The organism is Streptomyces sp. RLB3-17 (genome assembly GCF_007113425.2).
GTDB lineage: Bacteria > Actinomycetota > Actinomycetes > Streptomycetales > Streptomycetaceae > Streptomyces > Streptomyces mirabilis_D.
Genome location: NZ_CP041610.2, coordinates 9878137 through 9903766, shown reverse-complemented (window position 1 = coordinate 9903766; position 25630 = coordinate 9878137). Strand labels below are relative to the sequence as shown.

Genomic DNA, 25630 nt, shown 5'->3' with positions numbered 1-25630 from the left:
TGTCGCGGCTGAGCAACACCGGTGCGGACTCACGAAAGCGCCCGTTGGGACCAGCTCAGCGCCGACGCACCAGGGGGAACGGCAATGTCTCCCGAATCGTCAGCCCCGTGAGGAACATGACCAGCCGGTCCACGCCGATGCCGAGCCCGCCGGTCGGCGGCATCGCGTACTCCAGCGCGTCGAGGAAGTCCTCGTCGAGTTCCATCGCCTCGGGATCTCCCCCTGCGGCCCGCAGCGACTGCGCGGTCAGCCGCCGCCGCTGCTCCACGGGGTCGGTCAACTCCGAGTAGGCGGTGCCCAGTTCGGTGCCGAAGGCGACGAGGTCCCAGCGCTCGGCGAGGCGCGGGTCGGTGCGGTGCTGCCGGGCGAGCGGGGAGACATCGGTCGGGAAGTCCTTGTAGAACGTGGGCAGCAGGGTTTTCTCCTCGATCAGTCGTTCGTACATCTCCAGTACGACGTCACCCTGTCCGTCGTCCGGCCGATACGGCACTCCCGCACGGTCGCACAGCCGGTGCAGGTCCGCCACGGACGCGCCGGGGTCCACCTCCTCCCCCAGGGCCTCCGAGATCGCGCCGTACACCGTCTTGACCGGCCACGGGCCGGAGATGTCGTACTCGGTGCCGTCCCTGCGGGCGACGGGCGCGCCGAAGGCGGCGGTCGCGGCGCCCTGGATCAGTTCGCGGGTGAGGTCGAGCATCACGTCGTAGTCGGCGAACGCCTGGTAGGCCTCCAGCATGGTGAACTCGGGGTTGTGCTTGTAGGAGACGCCCTCGTTGCGGAAGGTGCGCCCCATCTCGAAGACCTTCTCCAGGCCGCCCACGCACAGCCTCTTGAGGTAGAGCTCGGGGGCGATGCGGAGGTACATGTTCAGGTCGTAGGCGTTGATGTGGGTGGTGAACGGGCGGGCGTTGGCGCCACCGTGGATCTGCTGGAGCATCGGCGTCTCGACCTCGAGATAGCCCCGGTCCAGCAGGCCCTGGCGCAGCGCCTGCACGGCGGTGGAGCGGGCCCGCAGGACCTCGCGGGCGTCGGGGCTGGACACCAGGTCGAGATAGCGGCGGCGCACCTTCGCCTCGGGGTCGGCGAGGCCCCGGCGCTTGTCGGGCAGCGGGCGCAGGCATTTGCCGGTGAGCTGCCAGGAGGAGACGAAGACGGTCGGTTCGCCCAGGTCGCTGACGCCGACGAGGCCCTCGGCGGTGATGAGGTCGCCGATGTCGACGTCCTGGCGGAAGCGCCTGAGCTCGGGTCCGGACTCCAGCCGGGTGAGGGCGAGCTGAAGATCGCCGGACCAGTCGCGCAGGACGGCGAACACGATCCCGCCGAAGTCCCGTACGAGGAGGACGCGCCCGGCGACGGTCACGTGGTGTCCCGCCGGTCCCGCGCGGACCTCGGCGAGGGTGTGGGTGCGGGACGGGACGCCCACCGGATAGGGGTCGACTCCGTCGGCGCGCAGCCGGTCGAGTGAGTGGTGGCGGAGGCGGATCTGTTCGGGCAGGCCCGCGGTCGGATCGGTGGCCGCCGCCTCCTCGCCCTCGTCGAGGCCGAGGGCCGACAGCGAGGGCAGGCCCGCGGTGCTCGCGGGCTGGGGTCCGGTCTTCGGGTGCCCCTTGCCCCAGAGCTTGCGCAGCGAGGGCACGGAGACGAAGCCCTCGGCGATGCCGGACGCCAGGCCGATGCGGGCGAGGGAGCCGGTGTCGCCGTAACAGATGAAGCGGGGGTACCACTCGGGCTGGAACTTGGCGTTGGACCGGTAGAGGGCCTCCAGCTGCCACCACCGGGAGAAGAACAGCAGCAGTCCGCGCCAGAGCCGGAGCACCGGTCCCGCACCGATCCGGGCGCCCTCCTCGAAGACCGACCGGAACACCGCGAAGTTGAGGGAGATGCGCCGTACGCCGAACGTCCCGGCCGCCGCGCACACCTCGGCGACCATGAACTCCATGACGCCGTTCGGGGCGCTGCGGTCGCGGCGCATGAGGTCGAGCGAGATGCCGTCCTTGCCCCAGGGCACGAAGGACAGCAGCGCGAGGAGCTTGCCCTCGGGCGTCAGGGCCTCGACGAGCAGGCAGTCGCCGTCCGCGGGGTCGCCGAGCCGGTCCAGCGCCATGGAGAAGCCGCGCTCGGTCTCGGTGTCGCGCCAGGCGTCCGCCTTGTCGATGAGCTCCTCCATCTCTTCGTCGGTGAGGCTGGAGTGGCGGCGTACCCGGCAGGTGGCGCCGGTGCGCCGTACGCGGTGCACCGCCTGGCGGGTGACACGCATGTCGCGGCCGTCCAGGTCGAAGCCGGCGACGTGCAGGATCGCCTCGTCGCCGAGTTCGAGCGCACCGAGCCCGGCGCGCGCGAAGGCCCTGGCGCCGTCCTCCGAGGTGCCCATGACGGCGGGCGCCCAGGCGTAGCGGCGGGCCAGGTCGAGCCAGGCCTCGATGGCGTGCGGCCAGGCCTCGCGGTCGCCGACGGGGTCGCCGCTGGCGAGGCAGACGCCGGCCTCGACGCGGTAGGTGACGGCGGCCTTGCCGCTGGGTGAGAAGACGACGGCCTTGTCGCGGCGGGTGGCGAAGTAGCCGAGGGAGTCGTCGGCGCCGTACGCCCGCAGGAGGGCGCGGATGCGGGCCTCCTCGTCGCCGCGCAGGGCCGCCTCCAGGCGCTGGGAGCGGAAGAGGGTGGCGACGGCGTTGAGCTGGGCGAGGGCGCCGAGGAGGCCGAGGACGAAGAAGAGCTTGCGAGGCGGGCGCCCGCTGAACGAACTGCTGGGGACCAGCCCGCCGCACACCCGGCTGGCCGCCCACACCAGCCGTTCTTCCGAGGCCAGCGTGCCGGGGAACCACTCGACCAGGCCCCAGCCGATCAGGATCGCCACGGCGAGTCCGACGAGCAGTACGGCCAGGGCGCGCCATACGGCGCCGCGCCGGGAGTCGGCGTAGAACTCGCGGCGCGCCACGATCAGGAGCACCAGCAGCAGTCCGCAGGCGATGAAGGACGGCAGCGACTCGGCGTACAGACCCATCGCCAGGCCGACGATGTCGAAGAAGACCAGCACGCCGAGGTAGACGACGACCAGCCACCAGGCGACCTTCTTGCGGGCGGCGGTCGCGGCGGCGAGCAGGAAGAGGAAGACGGCGTACGCGAGGTTGGCGCTGACCGGCACGATCAACAGGTCGAGGAAGGCCACGACGGGGTACAGCAGACGGCGCACGGGGGCGAAGAAGGCCAGCAGGACACACAGCAGCGAGAGGGCGCCGAAGAAGGCCGCGAAGCCTTCGGGCACCTTGCTGAGGAAGCCGACCCGGGACGGCGGTACGGGACCCGTGACGTCCCTCGGTCCGCGGGCCTCCACGGTGGCGCTCATGATGTCGACTCTAGGAAGCCCCGGCCGCGGGCGCCCGTCGAGCGCCGTGCCGCTCGTCGCCGACGCGGACGGCGGTCGCGGCGGGTCCTGGCGGGCCGTGGCGGCGGACACTTCACCCGTTCCGTCCCATGCGGGACGCCGCGGGGCCGCCCTGCTCCCGACCTGCGGCTTCCGATAGCCTCGGTGGTGTGGCGGAACAGCAACCCTCGCACCAATTCGAGCGTGGCACGGACGGTCCCAAGGTCATCGTCGTCGGCGTGGACGGCTCCGACTCGTCGCTGCGCGCGGCGGCCTACGCCGCCGGGCTGGCCAGGCGGCAGCACGCGCTGCTCGCCCTCGTGTACGTGCAGCCCGTCATGGCCGCGGGAGCGGCGCTCGGGGCGCCGGTCGCCGAGACGACCGACCGGATCGCCGAGGACCTCATCGCGCAGATCCGGGAGGCCACCGAGAAGGTCAAGGACATATTCGCGGTGCGCTGGGAGTTCCACACCTTCCGCGGCGATCCCTACAACGGTCTGGTGACGGCGGCGGACGAGCTCAAGGCGGACGCCGTGGTGGTCGGTGCCTCCGAGCAGGCGGGGCACCGGATCATCGGGTCGGTGGCGATCCGGATGGTGAAGGCGGGCCGCTGGCCGGTCACGGTCGTCCCATAGACCCCGTGGGTCCCATGGAACCCGTGGGACCCATAGACCCCATGGGTTCCATAGACCCCATGGGCTTCGTGAACTCCGTGGGTCCTACTGCCCCATCATCAGACCGTCGTGGGCCGCGCCGCGGCTGAGCACCACGTCACGGATGCGGTCGCGTACGCCGGCCAGGTCGGCGCCCTGGGCCAGAGCCGCGTTGATGTCGACGACCCGCCCGGCGTCGATGTCGAACAGCTGCGGTACGAACTCCGCCTTCGTGACCTCCCAGCGGTCTCCCTTGCGCGCGGGCGGGGCGAAGGTGAAGCGGGCGAGGGTGCTCTCGTTGCCCCGGGAGTCCTGGAGGCCTTGGCGGTTGAACATCTCGCCCGCGACCTGGTCGCCCATCCCGTAGACGACCCACGTGCCGTTGACCTTCTCGTAGGCCTGCGGGACACGCGCGTGCGTGCCGAGGATCAGGTCGATGTCGGGCCGCCCGTCCGTGCGCGAGGCGGTGAGCTCCCGGCTCAGCGTCATCTGCTGGGTGTTGGGCTGTTCCTGCCATTCGGTGCCCCAGTGCAGGGACACGACGACCACGTCGGCGCCCGCCTTCCTGGCGGCCCGGGCGTCCGCGAGGATCCGGTCGCGGTCGATGAGGTTGACGCTCCAGGGCTGCCCCTGGGGCATCGGGAAGCCGTCCGTGCCGTAGGTGTAGGCGAGGTGGGCGACCATCGCGGTGCCCGCGCGCAGGAGGGTGGGCACATACGCCTCCTGCGCCGTGCGCGCCGATCCCGCGTGCCGTACACCGGCGAAGTCGAGGGCGTCCAGGGTGCGCCGTACGCCCGCGGCGCCGTCGTCCAGGGAGTGGTTGGAGGCGGTGGAGCAGGCGTCGTACCCGGTCGCCGCGAGCCCGTCGGCCACCTGCGGTGGAATCTTGAAGGCCGGGTTGCCGGTGTGGTCGCCGTCGGATCCGTACACGGTCCCCATGTGACAGATCGCCAGGTCGGCACCGGACACCAGGGGTTTCACCCCTGCGAACATCGGCAGGAAGTCGTAACCGGTGCCGCCCGCGTCGGCGTTCGCCCGCTCGGTGACCGAGGTGTGCGCCAGCACGTCGCCGGAGGCGACGAGGGTGAAGCGGTGGGGGGTGAGGGGCGCGCCGGGGTGCCCCGTGCTCCGGGCCGACGGCTCCTGGTCGGCCCGGCAGCCGGCGCCCACGACAAGTACGGCCGCGAGAGCGATGGCGGCCAGTCGACTACGTGTGATCATGCCCAGCCTCGATACAGTCATATTTAAGTAGGAAGTGGGTCAAATTCACCCAATCGAAAGAACGGAGTCAAGGAGCGACGCGCATCCGTAGCCCGTCCGGCCCTCGGGGAACCGCCCGTCGGGGGCCACCGGGCCCCGCTGAACCGTTCACCGCGCCGTTCACCGACGGCATCGACCGCCCACCGCAGACCCGTGCCCCGGACCTGTCCCAGCGGAGCGGCACCCGCTGGCATACACGCCATGACGGCCGGAACCACCACCAAGACGACCGCCGAACACGAGTTGGCCGCGCTGCAGCGCGAGCACGGCCGACCCCTCTTCGCCCTGCTCCTGCGGCTCTCCGACGGCGACCGCCAACGCGCCGAGGATCTGCTGCAGGAGACGCTCGTCCGCGCCTGGCAGCACCCCGAGGCGCTGCGCGCCGACGAGTTCGACTCCGTACGTCCCTGGCTGCTCACCGTGGGACGGCGGCTCGCGATCGATGCGCGGCGGGCCCGCCAGGCGCGTCCGCCGGAGGTCGGGGACGCGGTGCTGGAAAGCGCGCGGGTCTGCGCGGATCACGCCGAAAGGTCGGCGGCGACGCTCGATGTGCGGGAGGCTGTGAAGACACTCACTCCTGAGCATCGTGAAGTCCTGGTGCTGGTGTACTTCCAGGGGGCGAGTGTGGCGGAGGCCGCCGCAGCGCTCGGAATTCCGCCCGGTACCGTGAAGTCTCGTGCGTACTACGCGCTGCGCGCCCTGCGCCGGGTTCTTCCGGGATACGCGGCCGACCTGCGGTGAAACCGAAGGCCGAGTCAAACCTCCGTAAAGCGCCTTGCTGAGGACCATGGTTGAGCAATCAGCTGTCCTCATCCGTGTTCCGGATTGGGGGGAAACCCCCAAGGGCTCGGGATCGGGCGACGCGCACGCAAACCGGAGGAAGGCAGGAAGGGATGCTGCACAGAGGCCAAGAGAGCACGGACGGCACCGGCGGTGGGGAACTCACCGTCCCCATGGCGTGGTTGTACGCCGAGTACATCGCCGACGAGCTGCTGCGGACCGGCGACCTGATGCCGCCCACGTCCTTCGAGTTCCGCGCCGGGCGTGACGCCCTGGCACTGACCATCTTCCTCTCCGACACCGACGGCGAGCTCTCGGGCATCCGGGTCGTCTCGCAGTTGGAGACCTGGCTCTCGCTGACGGCGTACGACCAGCCGTGGCAGGACTGGGTGCGCGAGCACATGGCGCGGCGCGCGGCCGAGGCGGTCGAGTCCGGCGGCCCCGCCCCGGACCTGGAACTGGCGACGGCGGCCTGGCGCTGGCTGGAGGAGACCGAACTGCTCGCCCCGGACCTGGACGCCGTGCCCGGCGGCGGGCCGATCCCGGGCGAGGACGACGGTCCGAAGGTCTGGACACCGGCCTGGCGACTGGGTCTGCCCCTGGGGCATCTGGCGATCCATCTCTTCTGATCGCCACGACCGGGCGGACCGCCGGTAACCCCTGTTCAGGACTCCGCACTCCGCCAAACAAGTTTTCCGCACAACTTTTTTCGGGCTCGCACCAATCCGCGAGCCCACCCGCTCCGAATGTCTTGGCCGCGATTCCGAACGAGTCTTGAGTGATTCGACGGTCTGGTGCGTACCCGTGGGCAACAGCAACACCACTCCCACCCCCGCACCATCGCCACGAGGATTCGGTATTCGGTATGAGGTCCCTGGAACGGCATCGCGACGTCGGCGCCTACGCGCTCGGCGTGCTGGACGAGGCGGAGGCGTTCCGCTTCGAGGATCACCTCATGGAGTGCCCCCAGTGCGCGGCGCACGTGAGTGAGTTCAGGCCCGCCACGCGGCAGCTGATGCTGTACCGGCATGCCACCCCGCGCTCCGTGCACCCCTTCGCCGCCCCCGGGCCGCGCCTGATGGACAAACTCCTCAGTGAGGTGGCGACCCGGCACCGGGCCGGGCGCAGGCGCTGGTTGTACGCGGTGGCCGCCGCCGTGGTGCTCGCGGTGGGCGGTCCGTCGATCGCGATGGTCACGTCACACGGTTCCGGGTCACAGACGGCCGCGGTCGCGTCGACGGACGCGCAGACCGGCGTGTGGGCCAAGGTCACCACCGCGGACCGCATCTGGGGCAGCCAGGTCGAGGTCGAGGTCAAGGACACCGGGGGCCCGCGCCCCTGTCAGCTCGTCGCCATCGGCAAGGACGGTTCGCAGCAGACGGTGACGAGTTGGATGGTGCCCGCGCACAACGGCGAGGCGACCACCCTGCAGGGCGGCGCCGCGCTCAAGTCCGACGAGATCAGCCGGTTCGAGGTGCGTACGACGGACGGCAAGCACCTGGTGACCGTCACGCCCCACTGATCCCGGGCCGTTCCCCGCCGCTCCCGGGCTATTTGAGCAGCCGGGACAACCGGCGGTCCGCGAGTGGCTTGCCTCCCGTCTGGCAGGTCGGGCAGTACTGCAGCGAGGAGTCGCTGAAGGAGACCTCGCGGATGATGTCGCCGCACACCGGACAGGGCTCGCCCGCTCTGCCGTGCACCCGCAGCCCGCTCTTCTTCTCCGCCTTGAGGCGCCCCGCGGCCAGACCGTGGGAGCGCTCCACGGCCTCGGTGAGCGTGGAGCGCAGCGCCTCGTAGAGACGGGTCGTCTCCTCGGGGGTCAGTGAGGCGGCCAGCTTGAAGGGGGACATCCTGGCGGCGTGCAGGATCTCGTCGCTGTACGCGTTCCCCACACCGGCGATCAGGCTCTGGTCCCGGAGTGCGCCCTTGAGTTGGCGGCGCTCACCCGTGAGCAGCCGGGCGAACCGTGCCTCGTCGAAGTCGGCGGCGAGCGGGTCGGGGCCGAGGCGTGCCACGCCGGGGATCTCCGCCGGGTCCCGGACGACGTACACCGCGAGTCTCTTCTGTGTGCCGGCCTCGGTGAGGTCGAAGCCCTCGCCGGTCTCCAGGGCGACACGCAGCGCGAGCGGGCCCTTGCCGGGCCGGGGCGGGCCGTCGGGCAGCGTGTCCCTCCAGTGCAGCCAGCCCGCGCGGGCCAGGTGGGTCACGAAGTGCAGTCCGTCGGCCTCGATGTCGAGGAACTTGCCGTGCCGGCGCACGGCGGTCACCTCACGGCCCTCGAAGGCCGTGACGGGCGGGTCGTAGGTCTTCAGGACGCTGATGGCGACGGGCAGCACGCGCACGACCTCGCGGCCGACGAGATGGTCGGCCAGGAAGTCCTTGAGCGCTTCGACCTCTGGCAGTTCCGGCATGGCTCCAGAGTGCCACCCCCCACCGACAACACCAGCCGAACCGCCCACCTCCTGAGGCAACGGCGGCCGGTCCCCCGCGACACCCGGTCAGCCCCGTTCCGGCACCAGGAACTCGCACCACACGCACTTGCCGCCGCCGCGCGCCTCCACGCCCCAGACGTCGGCGAGGCGGTCGACCAGGAGGAGTCCGCGGCCGGAGACGCCGGACTCGCCCGCCTCACGGCGGCGCGGCAGGGCGCTGGAGGAGTCCTCGACCTCGGCGCGCAGCCGCCGGCCCGGGCCGCTCAGGACCCGCAGGGTGACGATCGCGGCGCCTTCGGTGTGCATGAGGGCGTTGGTGATCAGCTCGTCGGCGACCAGTTCGACCTCGTCGGCGCGCTCTCCCCCGCCCCAGGCGCGGACCGCGGCCCGGATCATGTGCCGGGCCTCGGTGAGCGCCTCGGGGTCGCCGGGCGCGACATGGTGCTGGAGCCGCCCGCCGGACTGCTGGGGCCCGGGGCCCCTGCGGCGCAGCGCCAGCAGGGCCACGTCGTCGTCGCCGCCGCGTTCCTCGGCCACGTCGATGAGCCGGTCGGCGAGGTCGCGTACGTCGTCCGGGCCCGACCGGATCAGCTCCATGAGGGTGTGCATGCCCTCGTCGAGGTCGACGCCGGGCTGCTCGACCAGGCCGTCGGTGCACAGCACCAGGGTCTGTCCGGGGTCCAGTTCGACCGTGTCGACGGGGTATTCGAGGCGCCCGAACAAGGCGGACAGGCCGAGCGGCAGGCCCCCCGCGACGGACTGCCGGCGGCAGGTGCCGTCGTTCTGCCGGATCACCGGGTCGATGTGGCCGGCCCGCACCAGCTGGACGACTCCGGTGGACAGGTCGGCCTCCGCGTACAGGCAGGTCGCGAAGCGGTCGGTGTCCAGTTCGTGCAGGAAGACCGAGGCGCGGGCCATCACGGTGGCGGGCGTGTGCCCCTCCGCGGCGTAGGCCCGCAGCACGATCCGCAACTGGCCCATGACGGCGGCGGCGTGGGTGTCGTGGCCCTGGACGTCCCCGATGACGGCGCCGACGCGACCGCCGGGCAGCGGGATCACGTCGTACCAGTCGCCGCCTATGTCCCTGCCGAGGGAGGCGGAACGGTAGCGGACGGCGATGTCGGCGCCGGGCACGCTGGGTATGGAGCGCGGCAGCATGGCCTGCTGGAGGCCCTGCGCGAGATCCTTCTCCTGCTCGTAGAACATGGCCCGCTGGAGGCTCTGGGCGATGCTGCTGCCGAGCGCGACGAGGACGTTGCGCTCCTCCGACGAGAAGCCGCGCCGGTCGTTGTAGAGCAGTCCCATCGCGCCGATGGGGCGGGCCTGCGCGATGAGCGGCAGGTAGGCGGCCGAGGTGATCTCGAGGTCGGTGATGTGCGGCCACAGCAGCGGATACGAGTCGGCGAAGTCCTCGGGCGACTCGATGAAGCGCGGGGCGAGGGTGCGTACGGCCTCGCTCATCGGGTACTGCTCGTCGATGCGGGTGACCATGGTGCCGGGGACGAAGCTGCCCTCGGGGCCCTCGGCCACCAGCCGTATGCGTCCGGCCTCGACCAGGCCCATGACCAGGCTCGTCGCGCCGAGGTGGGTGAGGCCGTGGGAGTCCTTGAGGACGTCGATGACGTCCTGGACGGTACGGGCGTGGGCGAGGGCGGCCGTGGTGATCTGCACGACGTTCGTCTGCTGGCGCCGCGCCTCGTCCTGGGCCGCCTGTTCGCGGCGCGCCGCGCTCTCGCCGAGCTCCTGCGTGGCGTCGCGGACGATGCCGATGATCCGGCGCGGCCGGCCCGTCCCGTCGCGGCGGATGTAGCCCTGGGTGTGGGTCCAGCGCAGTGAGCCGTCGCGGCAGCGGATGCGGAAGTAGGCGCCGTAGTTCTCGCTGCCGTCCTTGAGGGCGTGCGAGACCAGCGTGTCGAGACGGATCCCCTCGGTCGCGGGCACCCGCAGGGACAGGGTCTCGGGGCGGCCGTCGTACTCCTCGGGACGCACGTCGAAGACTTCGTGGGCCTGGGCGTCCATCTGCATCAGACCGGAGTCCAGGTCCCATTCGAAACTGCCCATGCGGTTGAGCGCCAGGATCGGATCCGGGTGGGCGGGCCAGTCGTCCGGGAGTGACAGGGCGCTCGCTCCCCGATCAACCATGCGCCCACCTTGCCAGCATTCGGCCAATTATTCGACTTCTGGGACGTCCGGAATTCGACTTCGGGAGAGTCCGGATCCGGGCTCTCCCGACCACTTGGCGCTCAGCCGTCGAAGACGTCCGTCGGGGCGTCGAAGACGGTGTCCGCGTCGGGCGACTCGTCGGGGATCAGACCACCGCCGTCGGGCAGGTCGGGGATCTCCGGAACGGTGTCGGGGCCGATCTCCTCCTCCGAGGGGTCCAGCGGGGCGAGGGGGTCCTGCGGGGCGTTCCGGTCGCTCTCCGTGGAGTTGGGTGCGGGGGTCCGCGGCGCCAGGGGCGGCAGGGAGATGCCGGGCCGTGGGGTCGGCGGGACCGTCGGAGAGGCGGTCGGCGGGGCGGTCGTGGTGGGCGGGAGACAGTCCGACACCGCGGCCACCGGAGCCTCCGTCGGCGCGCCGCGGTCCGGCATGCCCGGGGTTCCCGACGGGGTGACGGTCAGAGTGGGCGTCACACAGTCGGACGGCGGCTCGTCCGCGAAGGGGCCCGTCCGCGGGCTCTGCTCCGGGACCGCGCTCGGGCTGGTACCGGGACTCGTACGGGGACTTGTGCCGGGGCTCGTGTCGGTGCGACGGCCTGGGCTCGCGGCCGAGACGGGCGGCCGCAGGACGACGTCCCGGTGGCCGTCGTCCCCGATCCGCCGCGCGATCCACCTGTTGTCGACGATGTCGATGATCGTGATGTTCCTGATCGCGGTGGACGCCGGGGTCACGACGACAACGTTGCCAGGACGGAAACCGGACCAGGGCTGCCCCTGGATCCCCGGGGCCGTCCTGGACACGACGGGCGGGTTCAGCGGGTTGCCGCCGGCGCAGCGCACACGCGGCACGCCCCGGTTGTCGACGAGGACCGCGGTGCCCCGCTGGAGCACCGACTGGAAGCTGGTCGCCCGGCCGTCCCGGAAGCCGTGGTCGGTGACCTGTGTGTCGGCGCGCAGCACGACCGAGGTCAGACCGCGCAGAAAGTCCGGGACGGCCGCTTGCGGGACGCCCGCGGCCTGCGCGAAGGAGCGCGCCTTGCCGGGGTCCGAGGAGAGAAAGCCGATCTGCTTCCCGACGTCACAGCTGCCGACGGCCCTGGTGCCGCCGTAGAGGCCGGGTGTGGAGCCGGGGAAGGAGCGCACGCCCTGCGGGGCGGAGCCACGGTTCGCGGGTGTCGCCGGGTACGGCATTCGGGTGATGAACGGCGAGTCGGCGGCGGTGGACGCGGTGAACGGGTCGCGGCCGCCGCCGGCGACCGGCTGCAGGAAGACCTCACCGCCGTCGGCCCCGGACGCCGCCCTCTCGCCGCCTCGGCCGCCGCACCCGGCGACGAGGAGCACCGCCGAGAGCGCGCAGGCCATGACGAAGGCTCGGGTGGGTATGTGCACCACGCTGTTCTCCTGTCGCACCACGTTCTCCCGTTGCACTGCTTCCTCCCGCTGCACCGCGACCTCCCGGTCACTCAGGGCGTTTCGTCCACTATTGTCTGCGTCGCCCAGTTGGCATACGCAAGCGGAGACGGTCACCCAGCGTCACAATGGAAGACAAGGGAAGAGGAGTGGCTCGCGTGCAGTGGTTCGTCGCCCCCGACTACTGGCTGAGCCGGCTGGTCTTCCAGCGGGCCCTGGCCGTGGTGTACCTCGTCGCCTTCCTGGGCGCGGCACTCCAGTTCCGTGCGCTGATCGGGGAGCGGGGGATGCTTCCCGTGCCACGGTTCCTCGCGCGGGTCGCGTTCCGCGACGCGCCGAGCGTGTTCCACCTGCGCTACTCGGACCGCCTCTTCGCGGCCTGGGCCTGGGCGGGCTGCGCGGTGTCGGTGGCGCTGATCGCCGGCCTGGACCAGCGGCTCCCGCTCTGGGGGGCCATGGTGCTGTGGCTGATGCCCTGGGCGATGTACCTGTCGATCGTCAATGTGGGCCAGACCTGGTACGCGTTCGGCTGGGAGTCCCTGCTCCTGGAGGTCGGTTTCCTCGCCGTGTTCCTCGGCAACGACGAGGTGGCCCCGCCGGTCGTCGTCCTCTTCCTGCTGCGCTGGGTGCTGTTCCGCGTGGAGTTCGGCGCCGGGCTGATCAAGATGCGCGGGGACTCCTGCTGGCGGAAGCTGACCTGCCTCGACTACCACCACGAGACCCAGCCGATGCCGGGACCGCTGAGCTGGTTCTTCCACCACCTCCCCAAGCCCTTCCACCGGGTCGAGGTGGCGGCGAACCACTTCACCCAGCTCGTCGTGCCCGTCCTCCTCTTCACCCCGCAGCCGATCGCGACGGCGGCAGCGTCGCTGATGGCCTTCACCCAGCTCTGGCTGGTCCTGTCCGGCAACTTCTCCTGGCTGAACTGGACCACGATCGTGCTGGCCCTCTCCGCGATCGAGTTCCCCACCACTCCCCCGCACGTGACAGGGCCGCCCCTCTGGTACGAGATCGTGGTCCTCGCGGTCGCGGCGGGCCTGGTGGCCCTCAGCTACCGCCCCGCCCGCAACCTGATCTCCCGGCGCCAGGTCATGAACCGCTCCTTCGACCCGCTGCACCTGGTCAACACCTACGGCGCGTTCGGCAGCGTCAGCCGGGTGCGCCACGAGGTGGTCGTCGAGGGCACGGCGGACCCCGTGCCGCGGGAGGACTCGGAGTGGAAGGAGTACGAGTTCAAGGGCAAACCGGGCGATCCCCGCCACTGGCCGCGCCAGTACGCGCCGTACCATCTGCGGCTCGACTGGCTGATGTGGTTCGCGGCGCTCTCCCCCGCGTACGCCGCCTCCTGGTTCACGGGCCTGGTCGAACGGCTCCTGGAGAACGACCGGGACACGCTACGGCTGTTGCGCCGCTGCCCGTTCCCGGCGGACGCCCCACCCCGGTACGTCCGCGCCCGCCTCTACCGCTACCGCTACACGACGTGGCATGAGCTGCGGGAGACGGGCGCGTGCTGGCACCGGACGTATGTGCGGGAGTTCCTGCCGCCGATGCGGCTGGAGTGGGTGGATCAGAGCCGGTAGATCGGACTCGGCAGATCGGACTCGGCGGAGCGGACCGGTTGATCAGAGCCGGTAGACACGGGTGGCGGTGCCGCCGAAGACCTCGGCGCGTTCCTCCGCGCCAAGTCCCCCGGTCAACTCCTCGGCCACGTCGACCACTTGGCCGTACGACGCCGCCAGCGTGCACACCGGCCAGTCGGAGCCGAACATCAGCCGGCCGGGTCCGAAGGCGTCCAGGACCGTGTCCGCGTAGGGGCGCAGCCCGTCGACCGTCCACTTCGCGTGGTCCGCCTCGGTGACCATGCCGGAGAGTTTGCACACGGTGTTGGGGAGCGCGGCCAGCGCCCGGACGGCCGTCGCCCACGGTCGCAGCGCGCCGGTGGCGATCGGCGGCTTGCCCAAGTGGTCGAGGACGAAGGTGAGTCCGGGGTGGCCGGCGGCGGCCCGGACGCAGGCCGGCAGCTGGTGCGGCAGCACGACCAGGTCGTAGACGAGGCCCGCCTCGGCGACGGCGGCGAGTCCGTCCCGTACGTCCGGACGCAGCAGCCACTCCGGATCGGGCTCGCCCTGTACCTGGTGGCGGATGCCCTTGAGGTGGCGGCCGCCCGGCAGCCCCCGCAGCCGGGCCAGCTCGTCGGCGACGTCCGGCCGGGTCAGGTCGGTCCAGCCGACCACACCCGCGATCAGCTCGCCCTGCTCCGCGAGGGCGAGGAACTCAGGGGTCTCCTCGGGCACGGTGACCGTCTGTACGAGGACCGTGCGGTCGACGCCGGCGGCCCGTGCCTGCGGTGCGAGGTCCGCCACGCCGAAATCACGTCGCAGTGGCCAGAGTTCGGGCCCGGTGATCCAGTCCTGGTCGCGGACCGAGAGGTCCCACACGTGGTGGTGCGCGTCCACCCTCACGGCAGCTCCCACACGACGGGCAGCCCCGCCTCCGCGCCCTCGCTCGAGTAGTCGTGGACGACGTCGAGGAGTTCGGCCATGCGTGCCTGCCAGGCGATGTTGACCGGCAGCTTCTCCAGTTCGGCGAGCAGGTGCCCGTAGTCCTCGCACTCCAGGACGTGGAAGAGGTCGGTGCCGCTGCGCCAGATCGTCCAGGAGGTGGCTCCGGCGGCGCGGATGGCCGCGGTGAGCTCTTCGGGGACCTCCCGGTGGGCGGCCTCGTACGCGGCGACGCGGTCCGCGCGGACCTTGGTGTGCAGAGCGACTCTCATGACGGGTCCTGTGGGGGTACGGGTACGGGGGCGTCCTCGGGCAGCAGCTTCGCCTCGCGCAGTTCCCGCCAGAAGTCCTCCGGCACCGGGGTCGTGAACTGCTCGACACAGTCGCGGACTTCGTGCGCCGAGCGGGCACCGGCCAGGACGCTCGCGACGGCCGGGTGGGCGGCGGGAAACGCCAGCGCGGCGGCGCGCAGGGTGATGCCGTGCCGCTCCGCGATCTCCTTCAGTCGCAGGGCGCGGTCCAGCAACTCCGCCGGTGCGGTCGTGTAGTTGTAGGTCGCTCCGGGCCTCGGGTCGGCCAGCAGGCCCGAGTTGAAGGCGCCGCCGATGACCACCGAGGTGCCGCGCTCCTGGGCGGCCGGCAGCAGCTTGGTCAGCGCCTCGTGGTCGAGCAGGGTGTAGCGGCCCGCGCACAGCACCACGTCCACGTCAGTGTCACGGACGAAGCGGGTGAGCATCTCGGCCTGGTTCATGCCCGCGCCGATCGCGCCGACCACGCCTTCCGCGCGCAGCCGCTCCAGGGCCGGATAGCCCTCGTGGAAGGCCTGCTCGGCGTGGTCGTCCGGGTCGTGGAGGTAGACGATGTCCACGCGGTCCAGGCCCAGGCGTTCGAGGCTGGCCTCGATGCCGCGTCGTACGCCCTCGGCGCTGAAGTCCCAGACGCGGCGGTGCGTGGCGGGCACCGCGAAGCCGTCGGCCAGGTCGTCGCCGCCCGCGTCCGCGCCCGTGGGTTCCAGGAGGCGGCCCACCTTGGTGGAGAGGGTGTACTCGGCGCGGGGGCGATCGCGCAGGGCCGTGCCGAGACGTCGTTCGGAGAGGCCGATGCCGTAGTGCGGGGCGGTGTCGAAGTAGCGGATGCCCCCGGACCAGGCGGCGTCCACGGTCTCGTACGCCTGTTCGTCGCTGACGGCGGTGAACAGGTTGCCGATGCCCGCGCCGCCGAAGGACAGGGCACTGACCTCGACACCGCTGTTCCCGAGCGTGCCTCTTCCGAGCGTGCTCACTGGCCCACCGGCCGCAGTCGCAGTCCCTGCATGCCGCCGTCCACGGCGAGCGCGGTGCCGGTGGTCGCGCCGGACAGCGGGCTCGCCAGGTAGGCGATGGCGCCCGCGACCTCGTCCGCCGAGACGAGCCGCCCGGAAGGCTGGCGGGCCTCCAGGGCGACCCGTTCGGCGGCCGGGTCGGTGGCGGCGTCGAGGAGGCGGCCGACCCAGGGGGTGTCGGCGGTGCCGGGGTTCACACAGTTGACGCGGACGCCCTCGCGGAGGTGGTCGGCGGCCATCGCCAGGGTGAGGGAGAGGACGGCGCCCTTGGTGGCGGAGTACAGGGCGCGCTGCGGGAGCCCGGCGGTCGCGGCGATGGAGCAGGTGTTCACGATCGCCGCGTGTGCGGATTCCCGCAGGTGGGGCAGGGCGGCGCGGGCGGTACGGACCATGCCGACGACATTGACGTCCAGGACCCGGTGCCACTCGTCGTCGGCGTTGTCCTCGACGGTGCCCTGGGCGCCGATCCCGGCGTTGTTGATCAGCACGTCGAGTCCGCCGAGGTCCGTGACGGCCGCGGCCACGGCCTCGCGTACGGAGGCGTCGTCGGTGACGTCGGCGCGGAAACCGAGCAGGGGCTTCTCGACCGTCGAGAGGTCCAGGTCGAGGACGGCGACCCGCGCCCCACGGGCGGCGAGCAGCTCGGCGGTGGCGCGGCCGATGCCGGAGGCGCCACCGGTCACCAGCGCCTTGAGCCCTTCGAAGTCGGCACTCACGCGGCTTCCCCCTTCTGCTTGTCGCTCGGCTGGCTGTCGGACTTCTGGTGGGCGAGGTCGGCGGCCCAGAAGGTGCCGCCGGGGTAGGTGAACTCCGCGATGGACTGCGGCCGCATGGCCGCGGAGAAGCCCGGCGCGGTGGGTGCCGTGTAGTGACCCTGCCTGATCACCACCGGGTCGAGGAAGTGGTCGTGCAGATGGTCGACGTATTCGATGACCCGGTCGTCGGTGGTGCCGGAGAGCGCCACGAAGTCGAACATCGACAGGTGCTGGACGAGTTCGCACAGGCCGACCCCGCCCGCGTGCGGGCAGACCGGCACGCCGAACTTGGCCGCGAGGAGCAGGATGGCGAGGTTCTCGTTGACGCCGGCGACGCGGGCGGCGTCGATCTGCAGGACGTCGATGGCGCCGGCCTGGAGGAGCTGTTTGAAGACGACACGGTTCTGGACGTGTTCGCCGGTGGCGACCTTGACGGGGGCGACGGCCTCGCGGACGGCGGCGTGGCCGAGGACGTCGTCGGGGCTGGTGGGCTCCTCGATCCAGTAGGGCTCGAACTCGGCGAGGGCCTTGGTCCAGGTGATCGCCTCGTCCACGTTCCAGCGCTGGTTGGCGTCGATGGCGATCCGGATGTCGGGGCCGACCACCGAGCGGGCGACCCGGCAGCGGCGTACGTCGTCCGCGAGATCGGCACCCACCTTCAGCTTGATCTGCCGGAACCCGTCGGCGACGGCCTCGGCGGCGAGGCGGGTGAGCTTCTCGTCGCTGTAGCCGAGCCAGCCGGGCGAGGTGGTGTAGGCGGGGAAGCCCTTCTCCCGGAGGGTCGCGGCGCGCTCGGCGGCGCCCTCCCGGCCACGACGCAGCAGTTCGAGCGCCTCCTCGGGGGTGAGGGCGTCCGTGAGGTAGCGGAAGTCGACCTGGCGGACCAGCCACTCCGGTTCGGCGTCGGCGAGCAGCTGCCACAGGGGCTTCCCGGCACGCTTGGCGGCCAGGTCCCACACGGCGTTGACGACGGCGCCGATCGCCATGTGCATCACGCCCTTCTCGGGCCCGAGCCAGCGCAGCTGACTGTCCCCGATCAGGTCCCGGGCGAGGGAGCCCGGGTCCGCGCACAGCTCGTCGACCGAGCGTCCGACCACATGCCCGCGCAGCGCCTCAATCGCGGCGACCTGGACGTCGTTGCCCCGCCCGATGGTGAAGGTGAAGCCGTGCCCCTCGGGACAGTCGGCCGCGTCGCCGCGCAGCACGACGTACGCCGCCGAGTAGTCGGGGTCCGGGTTCATCGCGTCGGAGCCGTCGAGCTCGCGCGAGGTGGGGAAACGGATGTCGTAGGTGTCGACCGCGGTGATACGGGCGGCAGTTGGGGACACGGGAGGCCTTTCGGTCCGGGACAGGGGCGTACGGAGGGGTTCCGTGGATCCGTGGGTCCTTGGATCCGTACGAAGACGAAGGGAGGTCAGTCCTGGGCGCGGCCGGTGGTCACGCGGGCGATCATCAGGGCGACCAGGATGATTCCGCCGTAGATGGCCTGGATCCAGAAGGACGGCACCTGGGCGAGCGTGAGCAGGTTCTGCACCACGCCGAGGAGGAGTACGCCGGTCAGGGCGCCGAACATGGTGCCCTTGCCGCCGTCCAGGCTGATGCCGCCGATGACCGCCGCCGCCATCACCGTGAAGATCATGTTGTTGCCCTGGTTGGCGCTGATCGCGCCGACGTACCCGGTCTGCATGATCCCGCCGACCGAGGCGAGGACGCCGGCGACGACGGAGACGCCGAGCAGCATCCGGTCGACGCGGATACCGGCGGCGCGGGCCGCCTCCGTGTTGCCTCCGATGGCGTACAGGGCGCGCCCGACGCGGTGGTATTTGAGGATCAGTCCGGCGACCCCGAAGGCGACCGCGGCCAGCCACACCGACAGCGGGACCCGCAGGAAGGTGGAGGTGGCCAGCTGGAAGAACGCGTCGGGCATGCCGAACAGTGTCTTGCCCTTGGTGGCGCCGACCAACAGGCCACGCAGGACGATCAGCATCGCGAGGGTGACGATGAAGGCGTTGAGCTTGAACTTCACCACGAGGATGCCGTTGAAGGCGCCGATGACTCCGCCCACGACGAGGATCGCGACGAGGGCGAGCGCGGCCGACCACTCCGTGCCCCAGCCGGACTGCGCGGACGGCAGCACCAGCAGGGCGCCGACGGCGGGCGCGATGCCGACCACCGACTCCAGCGACAGATCGATCTTGCCGGTGATCAGCACCAGGGACTCGGCGAGGACCACCATCGCGAGGGCCGCCGAGGCGCCCAGGATGGAGATCAGGTTCCGTTCGGTGAGGAACGAGTCGTTGACGATCGCGCCGAGCACCAGGAGCACCAACAAGGCGGGCACGAGGGCGAGTTCGCGGGCCCTGCGGAGCAGTACGGTCTTGGCGGCCCGTGCGTCGGGGACGCGCGCGGAGGTGGGCGACGAGGCCGACGGGGCCTTCGTGTCAGCCATGGTCCACTCCTTCGATGGAGGCGATCAGCTCGTGGTCGTGCCAGCCCGCCGGGTGCTCGGCGACGACACGGCCGTGGAAGAGGACGAGGACGCGGTCGCAGCGGCGCAGGTCGTCGAGTTCGTCGGAGACGACGAGCACGGCGGTGCCGTCTTCGCTGGCGCTGTCCATCCGGGACAGCAGTGACTCCTTGGACTTCACGTCGACGCCCGCGGTGGGGTTGATGAGGACGAGGAGGCGGGGGTCGGAGGCGAGGGCGCGGGCCATGACGACCTTCTGGGCGTTGCCGCCGGAGAGGTCGGAGACGGGCTGTTCGGGGCCCTCGGTGTGGATGTCGAGGCGTTCGATCAGCTCGGTGGCGAAGCCCCGCTTGCGGGGGGCGGAGATGAAGCCGTAGCGGCCGAGCCGGTTCAGGACGCTCATGGTGGTGTTGTCGCCGATGGTCATGCCGGAGACGAGACCCTGCTCGTGCCGGTCGCGCGGGACACAGGCGACGCCCGCCTTGAGCGCGGCCTGCACGTCACCGAACGGCAGCCGTTCTCCGTCGAGTTGAGCCGTGCCGCCGGTCGGGGTGTGCAGTCCGGCGAACGACTCGGCAAGCTCGATCTTGCCGCTGCCGCTGGAGCCGGCGAGGCCGAGGACCTCGCCGCGGCGGACGGTGAGGTCGATGTCCTCGTACGCGTCCGAGGTGAGCCCCCGGGCGTCGAGCAGCACCGGGGTGTCCGCGGCGACGGACTGGTGCGTGACGGTCCGCTCGGCGATCGACTCCCCCGCCATGGCCTCCACCAGGGCCGTGCGGGGGAGTTCGGCGACGGGCGCGGTGGTGATCCAGCGGGCGTCGCGCAGCACGGTGACCGTCTGGCACACCTCGTACACCTCCTGGAGGTGGTGCGAGATGAAAAGGAAGGTGACACCGGACTCCTGGAGCGCGCGCATCCGGGTGAAGAGCCGTTCGATCTCCCGGTTGTCGAGCTGCGCGGTCGGCTCGTCGAGGACGATGAACCGGGCGCCGAAGCTGAGCGCCCGGGCGATCTCGACCATCTGGCGGTCCTCGACCTTGAGGTCGGCGGTGCGGGCCTCCGGGTCGACGTGCACGTCCCAGGTGTCCAGGACCTGCGCCGCCTCGGCCCGCAGCCTGCGCCAGCTGATGAAGCCGCCGCGCCCGACCGGCTGCCGGTTGATGAAGAGGTTCTCGGCGACCGTCAGTTCCGGTACGACGGTGGGCTTCTGGTAGACGCAGGCCACCTTGCGGCGCCAGGCGTCGCGGTCGGTGAGCGCGGGCGCGGGCTCACCGTCGAAGCGGACCTCGCCCTCGTCGGGGGCCTGGAGGCCGGTGAGGATGGTGACGAGGGTGGACTTGCCCGCGCCGTTGCGCCCGACGAGGGCGTGGGACTCACCGGGGAGAACGGTGAGCCGGCCGTCTTGGAGGGCGACGGTGGGGCCGTACCGCTTGGCCACCCCCCGCGCCTCCACCAGTGGGGTGCTCATTTGACCGTGTTGCCCCAGAGCTTGGGGTCGTCGACGTTGTCCTTGGTCACCAGCGGCGCGGGCAGCTGGTCCTCCAGGATGCCGCTGGGCAGCTTGACGATCTCGGAGTCGTGGTCGGTCGGGCCGGTCTTGAACGTCTTCCCCTGCATCGCGGCCTTGATGTAGTACATGCCGTACTTGGCGTACGCGTCGGCCGGCTGGGAGACGGTGGCGTCGATCTCGCCCTTGCGGATGGCGTCGAACTCCTGCGGGATGCCGTCGTTCGAGACGATCGTGATGTGGCCCGCCTGGCCGGCCTTCTTCAGCATGCCCTTGGACTTGAGGGTCTGGAGGGTCGGCGCGAGGTAGACGCCGCCCGCCTGCATGTAGATGCCCTTGATGTCGGGGTTGGCGTTCAGCAGGGTGTCGAGCTTGGAGGCCGCGGTGTCGGACTCCCACTTGGCGGGGATCTCCAGGACCTTCAGCTTCGGGTAGTTCTTCTGCACGCAGGTGCGGAAGGCCTCGGAGCGGTCCCGGCCGTTGACCGAGGCCAGGTCGCCCATGATCTGCACGACCTTGCCGGAGGGGATCTGCTTGCCGAGGTACTCGCAGGCCTTCTCGCCGTACGCGACGTTGTTGGCGCGTACGACCATGGCGACCTTGCCCTTCTCGGGCGCCACGTCGACGGCGACCACGGGAACGCCCTTGCGCTCGGCCTGGTCGAGCCCGGCGGCGATCGCGGCGCTGTCCAGGGGGGCCACGACGAGGCCCTTCACGCCCTGGTTGAGCTGGTTGTTGATGTCGGTGATCTGCTGGGACGGGTCGCTGTTGGAGTTGACGGTCTTGAGGGCGTCGACCCCTTCGGACTTCGCCATCTTCGGCACGTAGTCGTTGTAGGACTGCCAGAACGGCGAGGTCAGCAGGGGCAGGATGACGCCGACCTTGCCGGTGCCTCCGCCGCCCGACGACACGGAGTCCTTGGTGCTGCCGCATGCCGCGAGCACGAGGGTCGCGCAGGCGGCCGCAGCCGCCGCACGCACTGCCCGCGACGCAATTCGCGTGTTCCGCACGTTTCTGCCGGCCATCTGACGGCTCCTCGTTGAGCGAGATCGATCGGGGGTGACGGTGCGTGGCCGAGCGTCCCGCTCAACCGGGACGAATATTTATCAGACCACTTCGCCCCCGCAACACCCCCGTGCGCCAAAATTTCCGCGTTATCAGCCGTAGTGGTCCGACCACTCCGGTGGTTAGACTGCGGCGCACCCGGCAACAGGAGGAGACGGCGTGGACGAGTCGGCCCCGCAGAAGGGCACCGTGACGCAGCGCGCCATCGAGCGGATCAAGGCGATGATCGGCGAGGGCCGGCTGGAGCCCGGGCAGCGGCTGCCGACCGAGCGTGATCTCGCCGCCCAGCTGGGCATGTCCCGCAGCTCGATGCGCGAGGCGATCCGCGCGCTCACGGTCCTCGGCGTGCTGGAGGCCCGGCACGGCTCGGGCATCTACGTCACCCAGCTGGAGGCCGGGGACCTGCTGGAGACCTTCGGCGTGGTGGCCGACCTCTCGCGCGGGCCGCGGCTGGTCGAGCTGCTGGAGGTGCGGCGGATCCTGGAGTCGACGGCGACCGCGCTGGCCGCCGCGCGGATCACGGCGGACCAGCTCGCCGAGGTCGAGAAACACCTGCTGGCGATGAACGCGACGGACGACCCGGAGGAGATCCTCGCCCACGATCTGGCCTTCCACCGCGAGATCGCGGCCGCCGCGGGCAACGAGACCATGGCCGCCATCCTGGAGGGCCTGTCCTCGCGCACGTTCCGTGCCCGGGTCTGGCGGGGCTACGAGGAGGAGGGCGCCTTCGAGCGCACACGCCGCGAGCACGCGGCGATCCACCGCGCGCTGGTGGCCCACGACCCGGAGGCGGCCAGGGCTGCCGCCGCCGCGCACGTGGGCGAAGTGGAGCAGTGGCTGCGGACCCAGCTCACGCAGTAGCCGGATCCGCAGCCCGGGAAGGGGTCGGGGACGCGACCGCTCAGGCGCGTGTCAGCCGCAGGGTGACCAGCTCGAAGGGGCGCAGCGACAGGGTGACCCGGTCACCGTCGCGCCGCGGCGCCGCGGTGTCCGCGAGGGGACGCTCCAGCAGGTCGGTGACGGTGACGTCCCCGATCTCGAACCCGGCCGTCAGCGTGGCCCCGGTGCGCCCGCCCCGGGACTCGTGGAAGCGTACGACCACATCCCCGCTGCCGTCGTCGGCGAGCTTGACCGCGGTCACCACGACCGCGTCCTGCGCCACCTCCACCAGGGGCGCGACCTCACGCTCGCCGCTCAGCCGCCGCTCCGGCAGATTGATCCGCCACCCCTCGCGCACCGCGTCCCCGATGCCGGCCCCCGGCACCAGCGCGTGCCGGAAGCGGTGGACGCCCTGGTCGGTCTCGGGGTCGGGGAAGCGCGGGGCGCGCAGCAACGAGACGCGCACGGTCGTGGTCGTACCGGAGTCGCTGTCGCGGACCGTACGGGTCACGTCATGGCCGTACGTCGAGTCGTTGACGAGCGCGACACCCCAGCCCGGCTCCTCCATGTGCACGAACCGGTGGTTGCACGCCTCGAACTTGGCCGCCTCCCAGGACGTGTTGGTGTGCGTCGGCCGGTAGAAGTGCCCGAACTGCGTCTCGGAGGCGTACCGCTCCGCGTGCACGTCGAGCGGGAAGGCGAGCTTCAGGAACTTCTCCGTCTCGTGCCAGTCGACCTCGGTGTCGATGCCGAGGCGCCGCTCCCCCGGCGCGAGCGACAGCACCTGGGTGACCCGCGACGCGCCGAAGGACCGTACGATCCGCACCGACACACCGTCCTCACCCGGCACGACCTCGTCCGCGTCGACCAGGTCGGTGACCGTGTTGCGGTAGAACTCGTCGACGTCCCAGGCGTCCCACATGTTCGGGAAGTCGGGGTGGATCTGGAGCAGGTTCGCGGCGCGTCCCGGGGCGATCGTCTCGCGGTCGGCGTCGATGTCGTACGCGGAGACGACCAGGCCCCGGGCGTCGATCTCGACCCTCAGCAGGCCGTTGTCGAGGACGTGGCCGCCGCCTACGCGCGGCGCGAGCGCCACCTCGCTCGCGACGGCGGCGGGCAGGGCCCCGCCTGCCGGGACCCCGTCCCTGCGGTGCGGGGCGGAGTTGAACACGAGCTCCGTGCCGCCTTCACCCGCCAGCGCGCGCTGCGCCGCGTCGATGATGCCGGTCAGCTCCTCGGCGACCCGCTCGTACGTCCTGCGCGCCTCCCGGTGCACCCAGGCGATGGACGAGCCGGGCAGGATGTCGTGGAACTGGTGGAGCAGGACCGTCTTCCAGATGCGGTCCAACTCCTCGTACGGGTAAGGGAATCCGGTCCGCACGGCGGCGGTCGCGGCCCAGAGTTCGGCCTCGCGCAGGAGGTGTTCGCTGCGCCGGTTGCCCTGCTTGGTCCTCGCCTGGCTGGTGAGCGTGGCGCGGTGCAGTTCGAGGTACAACTCGCCGACCCAGACAGGGGCGTTCGGGTACTCGACCTCGGCCTTCTTGAAGAACTCCGTCGGGGTCTCCCACACCACGGTGGCGGAGCCTTCGAGGTCACGGACCCTGGCCGCCTTGGCCACCATCTCGCGGGTGGTACCGCCGCCTCCGTCACCCCAGCCGGTGGGGGCGAGGGAGTGCCGGGCGACGCCCTTGTCCTTGAAGTTCTTTGCCGCGTGGGCGAGTTCGCTGCCCCGCATGGAGCAGTTGTAGGTGTCGACGGGCGGGAAGTGGGTGAAGATGCGGGTGCCGTCGATGCCCTCCCACTGGAAGGTGTGGTGCGGGAACTTGTTGGTCTGCGACCACGAGATCTTCTGGGTGAGCAGCCACTTGGAGCCCGCCGCCTTGATGATCTGCGGAAGTCCCGCGGCGAAGCCGAAGGTGTCCGGAAGCCAGGCCTCGTCGTTCTCGATGCCGAACTCGTCGAGGAAGAACCGCTTGCCGTGCACGAACTGACGGGCCATCGCCTCCGAGCCCGGCATGTTGGTGTCCGACTCGACCCACATACCGCCCGCGGGCACGAACCGACCCTCCGCGACCGCCTTCTTCACCCGCGCCCACACCTCGGGCCGGTGCTCCTTCACCCAGGCCCACTGCTGGGCCTGGGACATCGCGAAGACGAACTCGGGCTCGTCCTCGATGAGCGCGGTCATGTTGGAGGTGGTCCGCGCCACCTTGCGGACGGTCTCGCGCAGCGGCCACAGCCACGCCGAGTCGATGTGCGCGTGCCCGACGGCGCTGATGCGGTGCGCGGACGGGACGGCGGGCTCGGCGAGCACCCCGGCCAGCCGTTCGCGGGCCGCGGCGGCGGTCGCGCCCACGTCCTGCAGGTCGACCGCGTCGAGCGCCTTCTCCACCGCGCGCAGGATGTCCCAGCGCCGCGCCGACTCCACCGGCAGCTCGGCCATCAGCTCGCCGAGGACCTCCAGGTCGAGCACCAGCTCCCACACGGTCTCGTCGAGGACGGCGAGGTCCATCCGGGTGAGGGTGTACTGCGGCTCGCTGCCCGCGGTCTCCTTGTCGCCCAACTGGGTGGGCAGGAAGGGGTGGTAGTCGAGGATCACCGGGTTGGACGCGGCCTCGACGTGCAGCCGGACCTCCTCGCCGCCCTCGACCGGGGCGCCGATGCGCACCCACTGGTTGCGCGGGTTGAGTCCCTTCACCGGAGAGCCGTCGGGCCGGTAGACGAGCCCCTCGCACTGGAAGCCGGGCATGTTCTCGTCGAAGCCGAGATCCAGCAGGGCCTCGACGGTCTTCCCCGCCCACGCCTCCGGGACGGTCCCGGTGACCCGGAACCAGCTGGTGCCCCACGGAGCGCCCCAGCGCGCACCCACCTCGATCGGCTCGGGTGTGGCCGCGAGCCCCTCGGCGACGGGCACCGGCTCACCGGGAGCGTGCCACACCGCGACGTCCAGCGGCACGGACTCGGGGTACACGGCGGGTCGGATGCGCTCGTCGAGGACGCGCTTGAGACGGGCTTCGACCAGGGTGCGGTCGTCATGCATGGGGTGCTCCGTGGGGTGAAGATGGTGCGGGAAGGTGGTC

General features: G+C 71.3%; 20 protein-coding genes. 6 read left to right on the top strand and 14 right to left on the bottom strand.

Annotation, left to right across the window (positions count from 1 at the left end; translation table 11 throughout):
* Positions 1-55: 55 nt before the first annotated feature.
* Positions 56-3343 carry a bifunctional lysylphosphatidylglycerol synthetase/lysine--tRNA ligase LysX gene (lysX, locus tag FNV62_RS44485; protein WP_144316136.1) on the bottom strand — a complete coding sequence of 1096 codons (3288 nt, stop codon included), beginning with the start codon at positions 3341-3343 and terminating at the stop codon, positions 56-58.
* Positions 3344-3531: 188 nt separating this feature from the next.
* Here lysX and FNV62_RS44480 point away from each other — a divergent pair, with 188 nt between their 5' ends.
* On the top strand, positions 3532-3996 hold the full coding sequence (locus tag FNV62_RS44480) for a universal stress protein (RefSeq protein WP_054234929.1): 465 nt from the start codon (positions 3532-3534) through the stop codon (positions 3994-3996).
* Positions 3997-4080: 84 nt separating this feature from the next.
* Here the strand turns inward: FNV62_RS44480 and FNV62_RS44475 are convergent, their stop codons facing one another.
* On the bottom strand, positions 4081-5235 hold the full coding sequence (locus FNV62_RS44475) for a CapA family protein (RefSeq protein ID WP_143610123.1): 1155 nt from the start codon (positions 5233-5235) through the stop codon (positions 4081-4083).
* Between the two features lie 240 nt (positions 5236-5475).
* Between FNV62_RS44475 and FNV62_RS44470 the strand changes: the two genes are divergently transcribed.
* The 3 genes from FNV62_RS44470 to FNV62_RS44460 all read left to right on the top strand — a co-directional run bounded on the left by FNV62_RS44470 (position 5476) and on the right by FNV62_RS44460 (position 7576).
* Positions 5476-6015, top strand: coding sequence for a sigma-70 family RNA polymerase sigma factor (locus tag FNV62_RS44470; RefSeq protein ID WP_054234931.1), 540 nt, complete (start codon positions 5476-5478; stop codon positions 6013-6015).
* A gap of 152 nt (positions 6016-6167) precedes the next feature.
* The gene (locus tag FNV62_RS44465) at positions 6168-6683 is read left to right on the top strand and encodes a hypothetical protein (protein WP_054234932.1); all 516 of its coding nucleotides are present in this window, start codon (positions 6168-6170) and stop codon (positions 6681-6683) included.
* Positions 6684-6919: 236 nt separating this feature from the next.
* Positions 6920-7576 carry an anti-sigma factor family protein gene (locus FNV62_RS44460; protein ID WP_060899754.1) on the top strand — a complete coding sequence of 219 codons (657 nt, stop codon included), beginning with the start codon at positions 6920-6922 and terminating at the stop codon, positions 7574-7576.
* Between the two features lie 28 nt (positions 7577-7604).
* Here the strand turns inward: FNV62_RS44460 and FNV62_RS44455 are convergent, their stop codons facing one another.
* The 3 genes from FNV62_RS44455 to FNV62_RS44445 all read right to left on the bottom strand — a co-directional run bounded on the left by FNV62_RS44455 (position 7605) and on the right by FNV62_RS44445 (position 12037).
* The gene (locus FNV62_RS44455; RefSeq protein WP_144316135.1) at positions 7605-8465 is read right to left on the bottom strand and encodes an Fpg/Nei family DNA glycosylase; all 861 of its coding nucleotides are present in this window, start codon (positions 8463-8465) and stop codon (positions 7605-7607) included.
* Between the two features lie 87 nt (positions 8466-8552).
* Positions 8553-10628, bottom strand: coding sequence for a SpoIIE family protein phosphatase (locus FNV62_RS44450; protein ID WP_054234935.1), 2076 nt, complete (start codon positions 10626-10628; stop codon positions 8553-8555).
* 101 nt (positions 10629-10729) lie between these two features.
* Positions 10730-12037 (bottom strand): DUF6777 domain-containing protein, encoded by a 1308-nt coding sequence (locus FNV62_RS44445; protein WP_225900608.1) that lies wholly within the window; start codon positions 12035-12037, stop codon positions 10730-10732.
* A 176-nt stretch (positions 12038-12213) separates the two neighbouring features.
* Here FNV62_RS44445 and FNV62_RS44440 point away from each other — a divergent pair, with 176 nt between their 5' ends.
* Positions 12214-13635 carry a lipase maturation factor family protein gene (locus FNV62_RS44440; protein ID WP_143629316.1) on the top strand — a complete coding sequence of 474 codons (1422 nt, stop codon included), beginning with the start codon at positions 12214-12216 and terminating at the stop codon, positions 13633-13635.
* Positions 13636-13677: 42 nt separating this feature from the next.
* Here FNV62_RS44440 and FNV62_RS44435 read toward each other — a convergent pair whose 3' ends face one another.
* The 8 genes from FNV62_RS44435 to FNV62_RS44400 all read right to left on the bottom strand — a co-directional run bounded on the left by FNV62_RS44435 (position 13678) and on the right by FNV62_RS44400 (position 21631).
* On the bottom strand, positions 13678-14517 hold the full coding sequence (locus FNV62_RS44435) for an amidohydrolase family protein (RefSeq protein ID WP_143610122.1): 840 nt from the start codon (positions 14515-14517) through the stop codon (positions 13678-13680).
* Positions 14514-14828, bottom strand: coding sequence for an L-rhamnose mutarotase (locus tag FNV62_RS44430; protein WP_054234938.1), 315 nt, complete (start codon positions 14826-14828; stop codon positions 14514-14516). The genes FNV62_RS44435 and FNV62_RS44430 overlap by 4 nt, the downstream gene beginning before the upstream one ends.
* A complete protein-coding gene (locus FNV62_RS44425; RefSeq protein ID WP_144316134.1) occupies positions 14825-15838 on the bottom strand; it encodes an aldo/keto reductase in 1014 nt (337 codons plus the stop codon). Before FNV62_RS44425 ends, FNV62_RS44430 begins: the two co-directional genes overlap by 4 nt.
* A complete protein-coding gene (locus FNV62_RS44420) occupies positions 15835-16593 on the bottom strand; it encodes an SDR family NAD(P)-dependent oxidoreductase (RefSeq protein WP_054234940.1) in 759 nt (252 codons plus the stop codon). The genes FNV62_RS44425 and FNV62_RS44420 overlap by 4 nt, the downstream gene beginning before the upstream one ends.
* Positions 16590-17960: an L-fuconate dehydratase gene (locus tag FNV62_RS44415; RefSeq protein ID WP_143603922.1), complete on the bottom strand. Its 1371-nt coding sequence runs from the start codon at positions 17958-17960 to the stop codon at positions 16590-16592. Before FNV62_RS44415 ends, FNV62_RS44420 begins: the two co-directional genes overlap by 4 nt.
* 86 nt (positions 17961-18046) lie before the next feature.
* Positions 18047-19081 carry an ABC transporter permease gene (locus tag FNV62_RS44410; protein ID WP_060899761.1) on the bottom strand — a complete coding sequence of 345 codons (1035 nt, stop codon included), beginning with the start codon at positions 19079-19081 and terminating at the stop codon, positions 18047-18049.
* Positions 19074-20567 carry a sugar ABC transporter ATP-binding protein gene (locus FNV62_RS44405; RefSeq protein ID WP_144316133.1) on the bottom strand — a complete coding sequence of 498 codons (1494 nt, stop codon included), beginning with the start codon at positions 20565-20567 and terminating at the stop codon, positions 19074-19076. Before FNV62_RS44405 ends, FNV62_RS44410 begins: the two co-directional genes overlap by 8 nt.
* Positions 20564-21631 (bottom strand): sugar ABC transporter substrate-binding protein, encoded by a 1068-nt coding sequence (locus FNV62_RS44400; RefSeq protein ID WP_060899763.1) that lies wholly within the window; start codon positions 21629-21631, stop codon positions 20564-20566. The genes FNV62_RS44405 and FNV62_RS44400 overlap by 4 nt, the downstream gene beginning before the upstream one ends.
* Positions 21632-21830: 199 nt before the next feature.
* Here FNV62_RS44400 and FNV62_RS44395 point away from each other — a divergent pair, with 199 nt between their 5' ends.
* The gene (locus FNV62_RS44395) at positions 21831-22532 is read left to right on the top strand and encodes a FadR/GntR family transcriptional regulator (protein ID WP_054234945.1); all 702 of its coding nucleotides are present in this window, start codon (positions 21831-21833) and stop codon (positions 22530-22532) included.
* A 40-nt stretch (positions 22533-22572) separates the two neighbouring features.
* Here the strand turns inward: FNV62_RS44395 and FNV62_RS44390 are convergent, their stop codons facing one another.
* Positions 22573-25590: an alpha-mannosidase gene (locus FNV62_RS44390; protein WP_144316132.1), complete on the bottom strand. Its 3018-nt coding sequence runs from the start codon at positions 25588-25590 to the stop codon at positions 22573-22575.
* Positions 25591-25630: the final 40 nt, after the last annotated feature.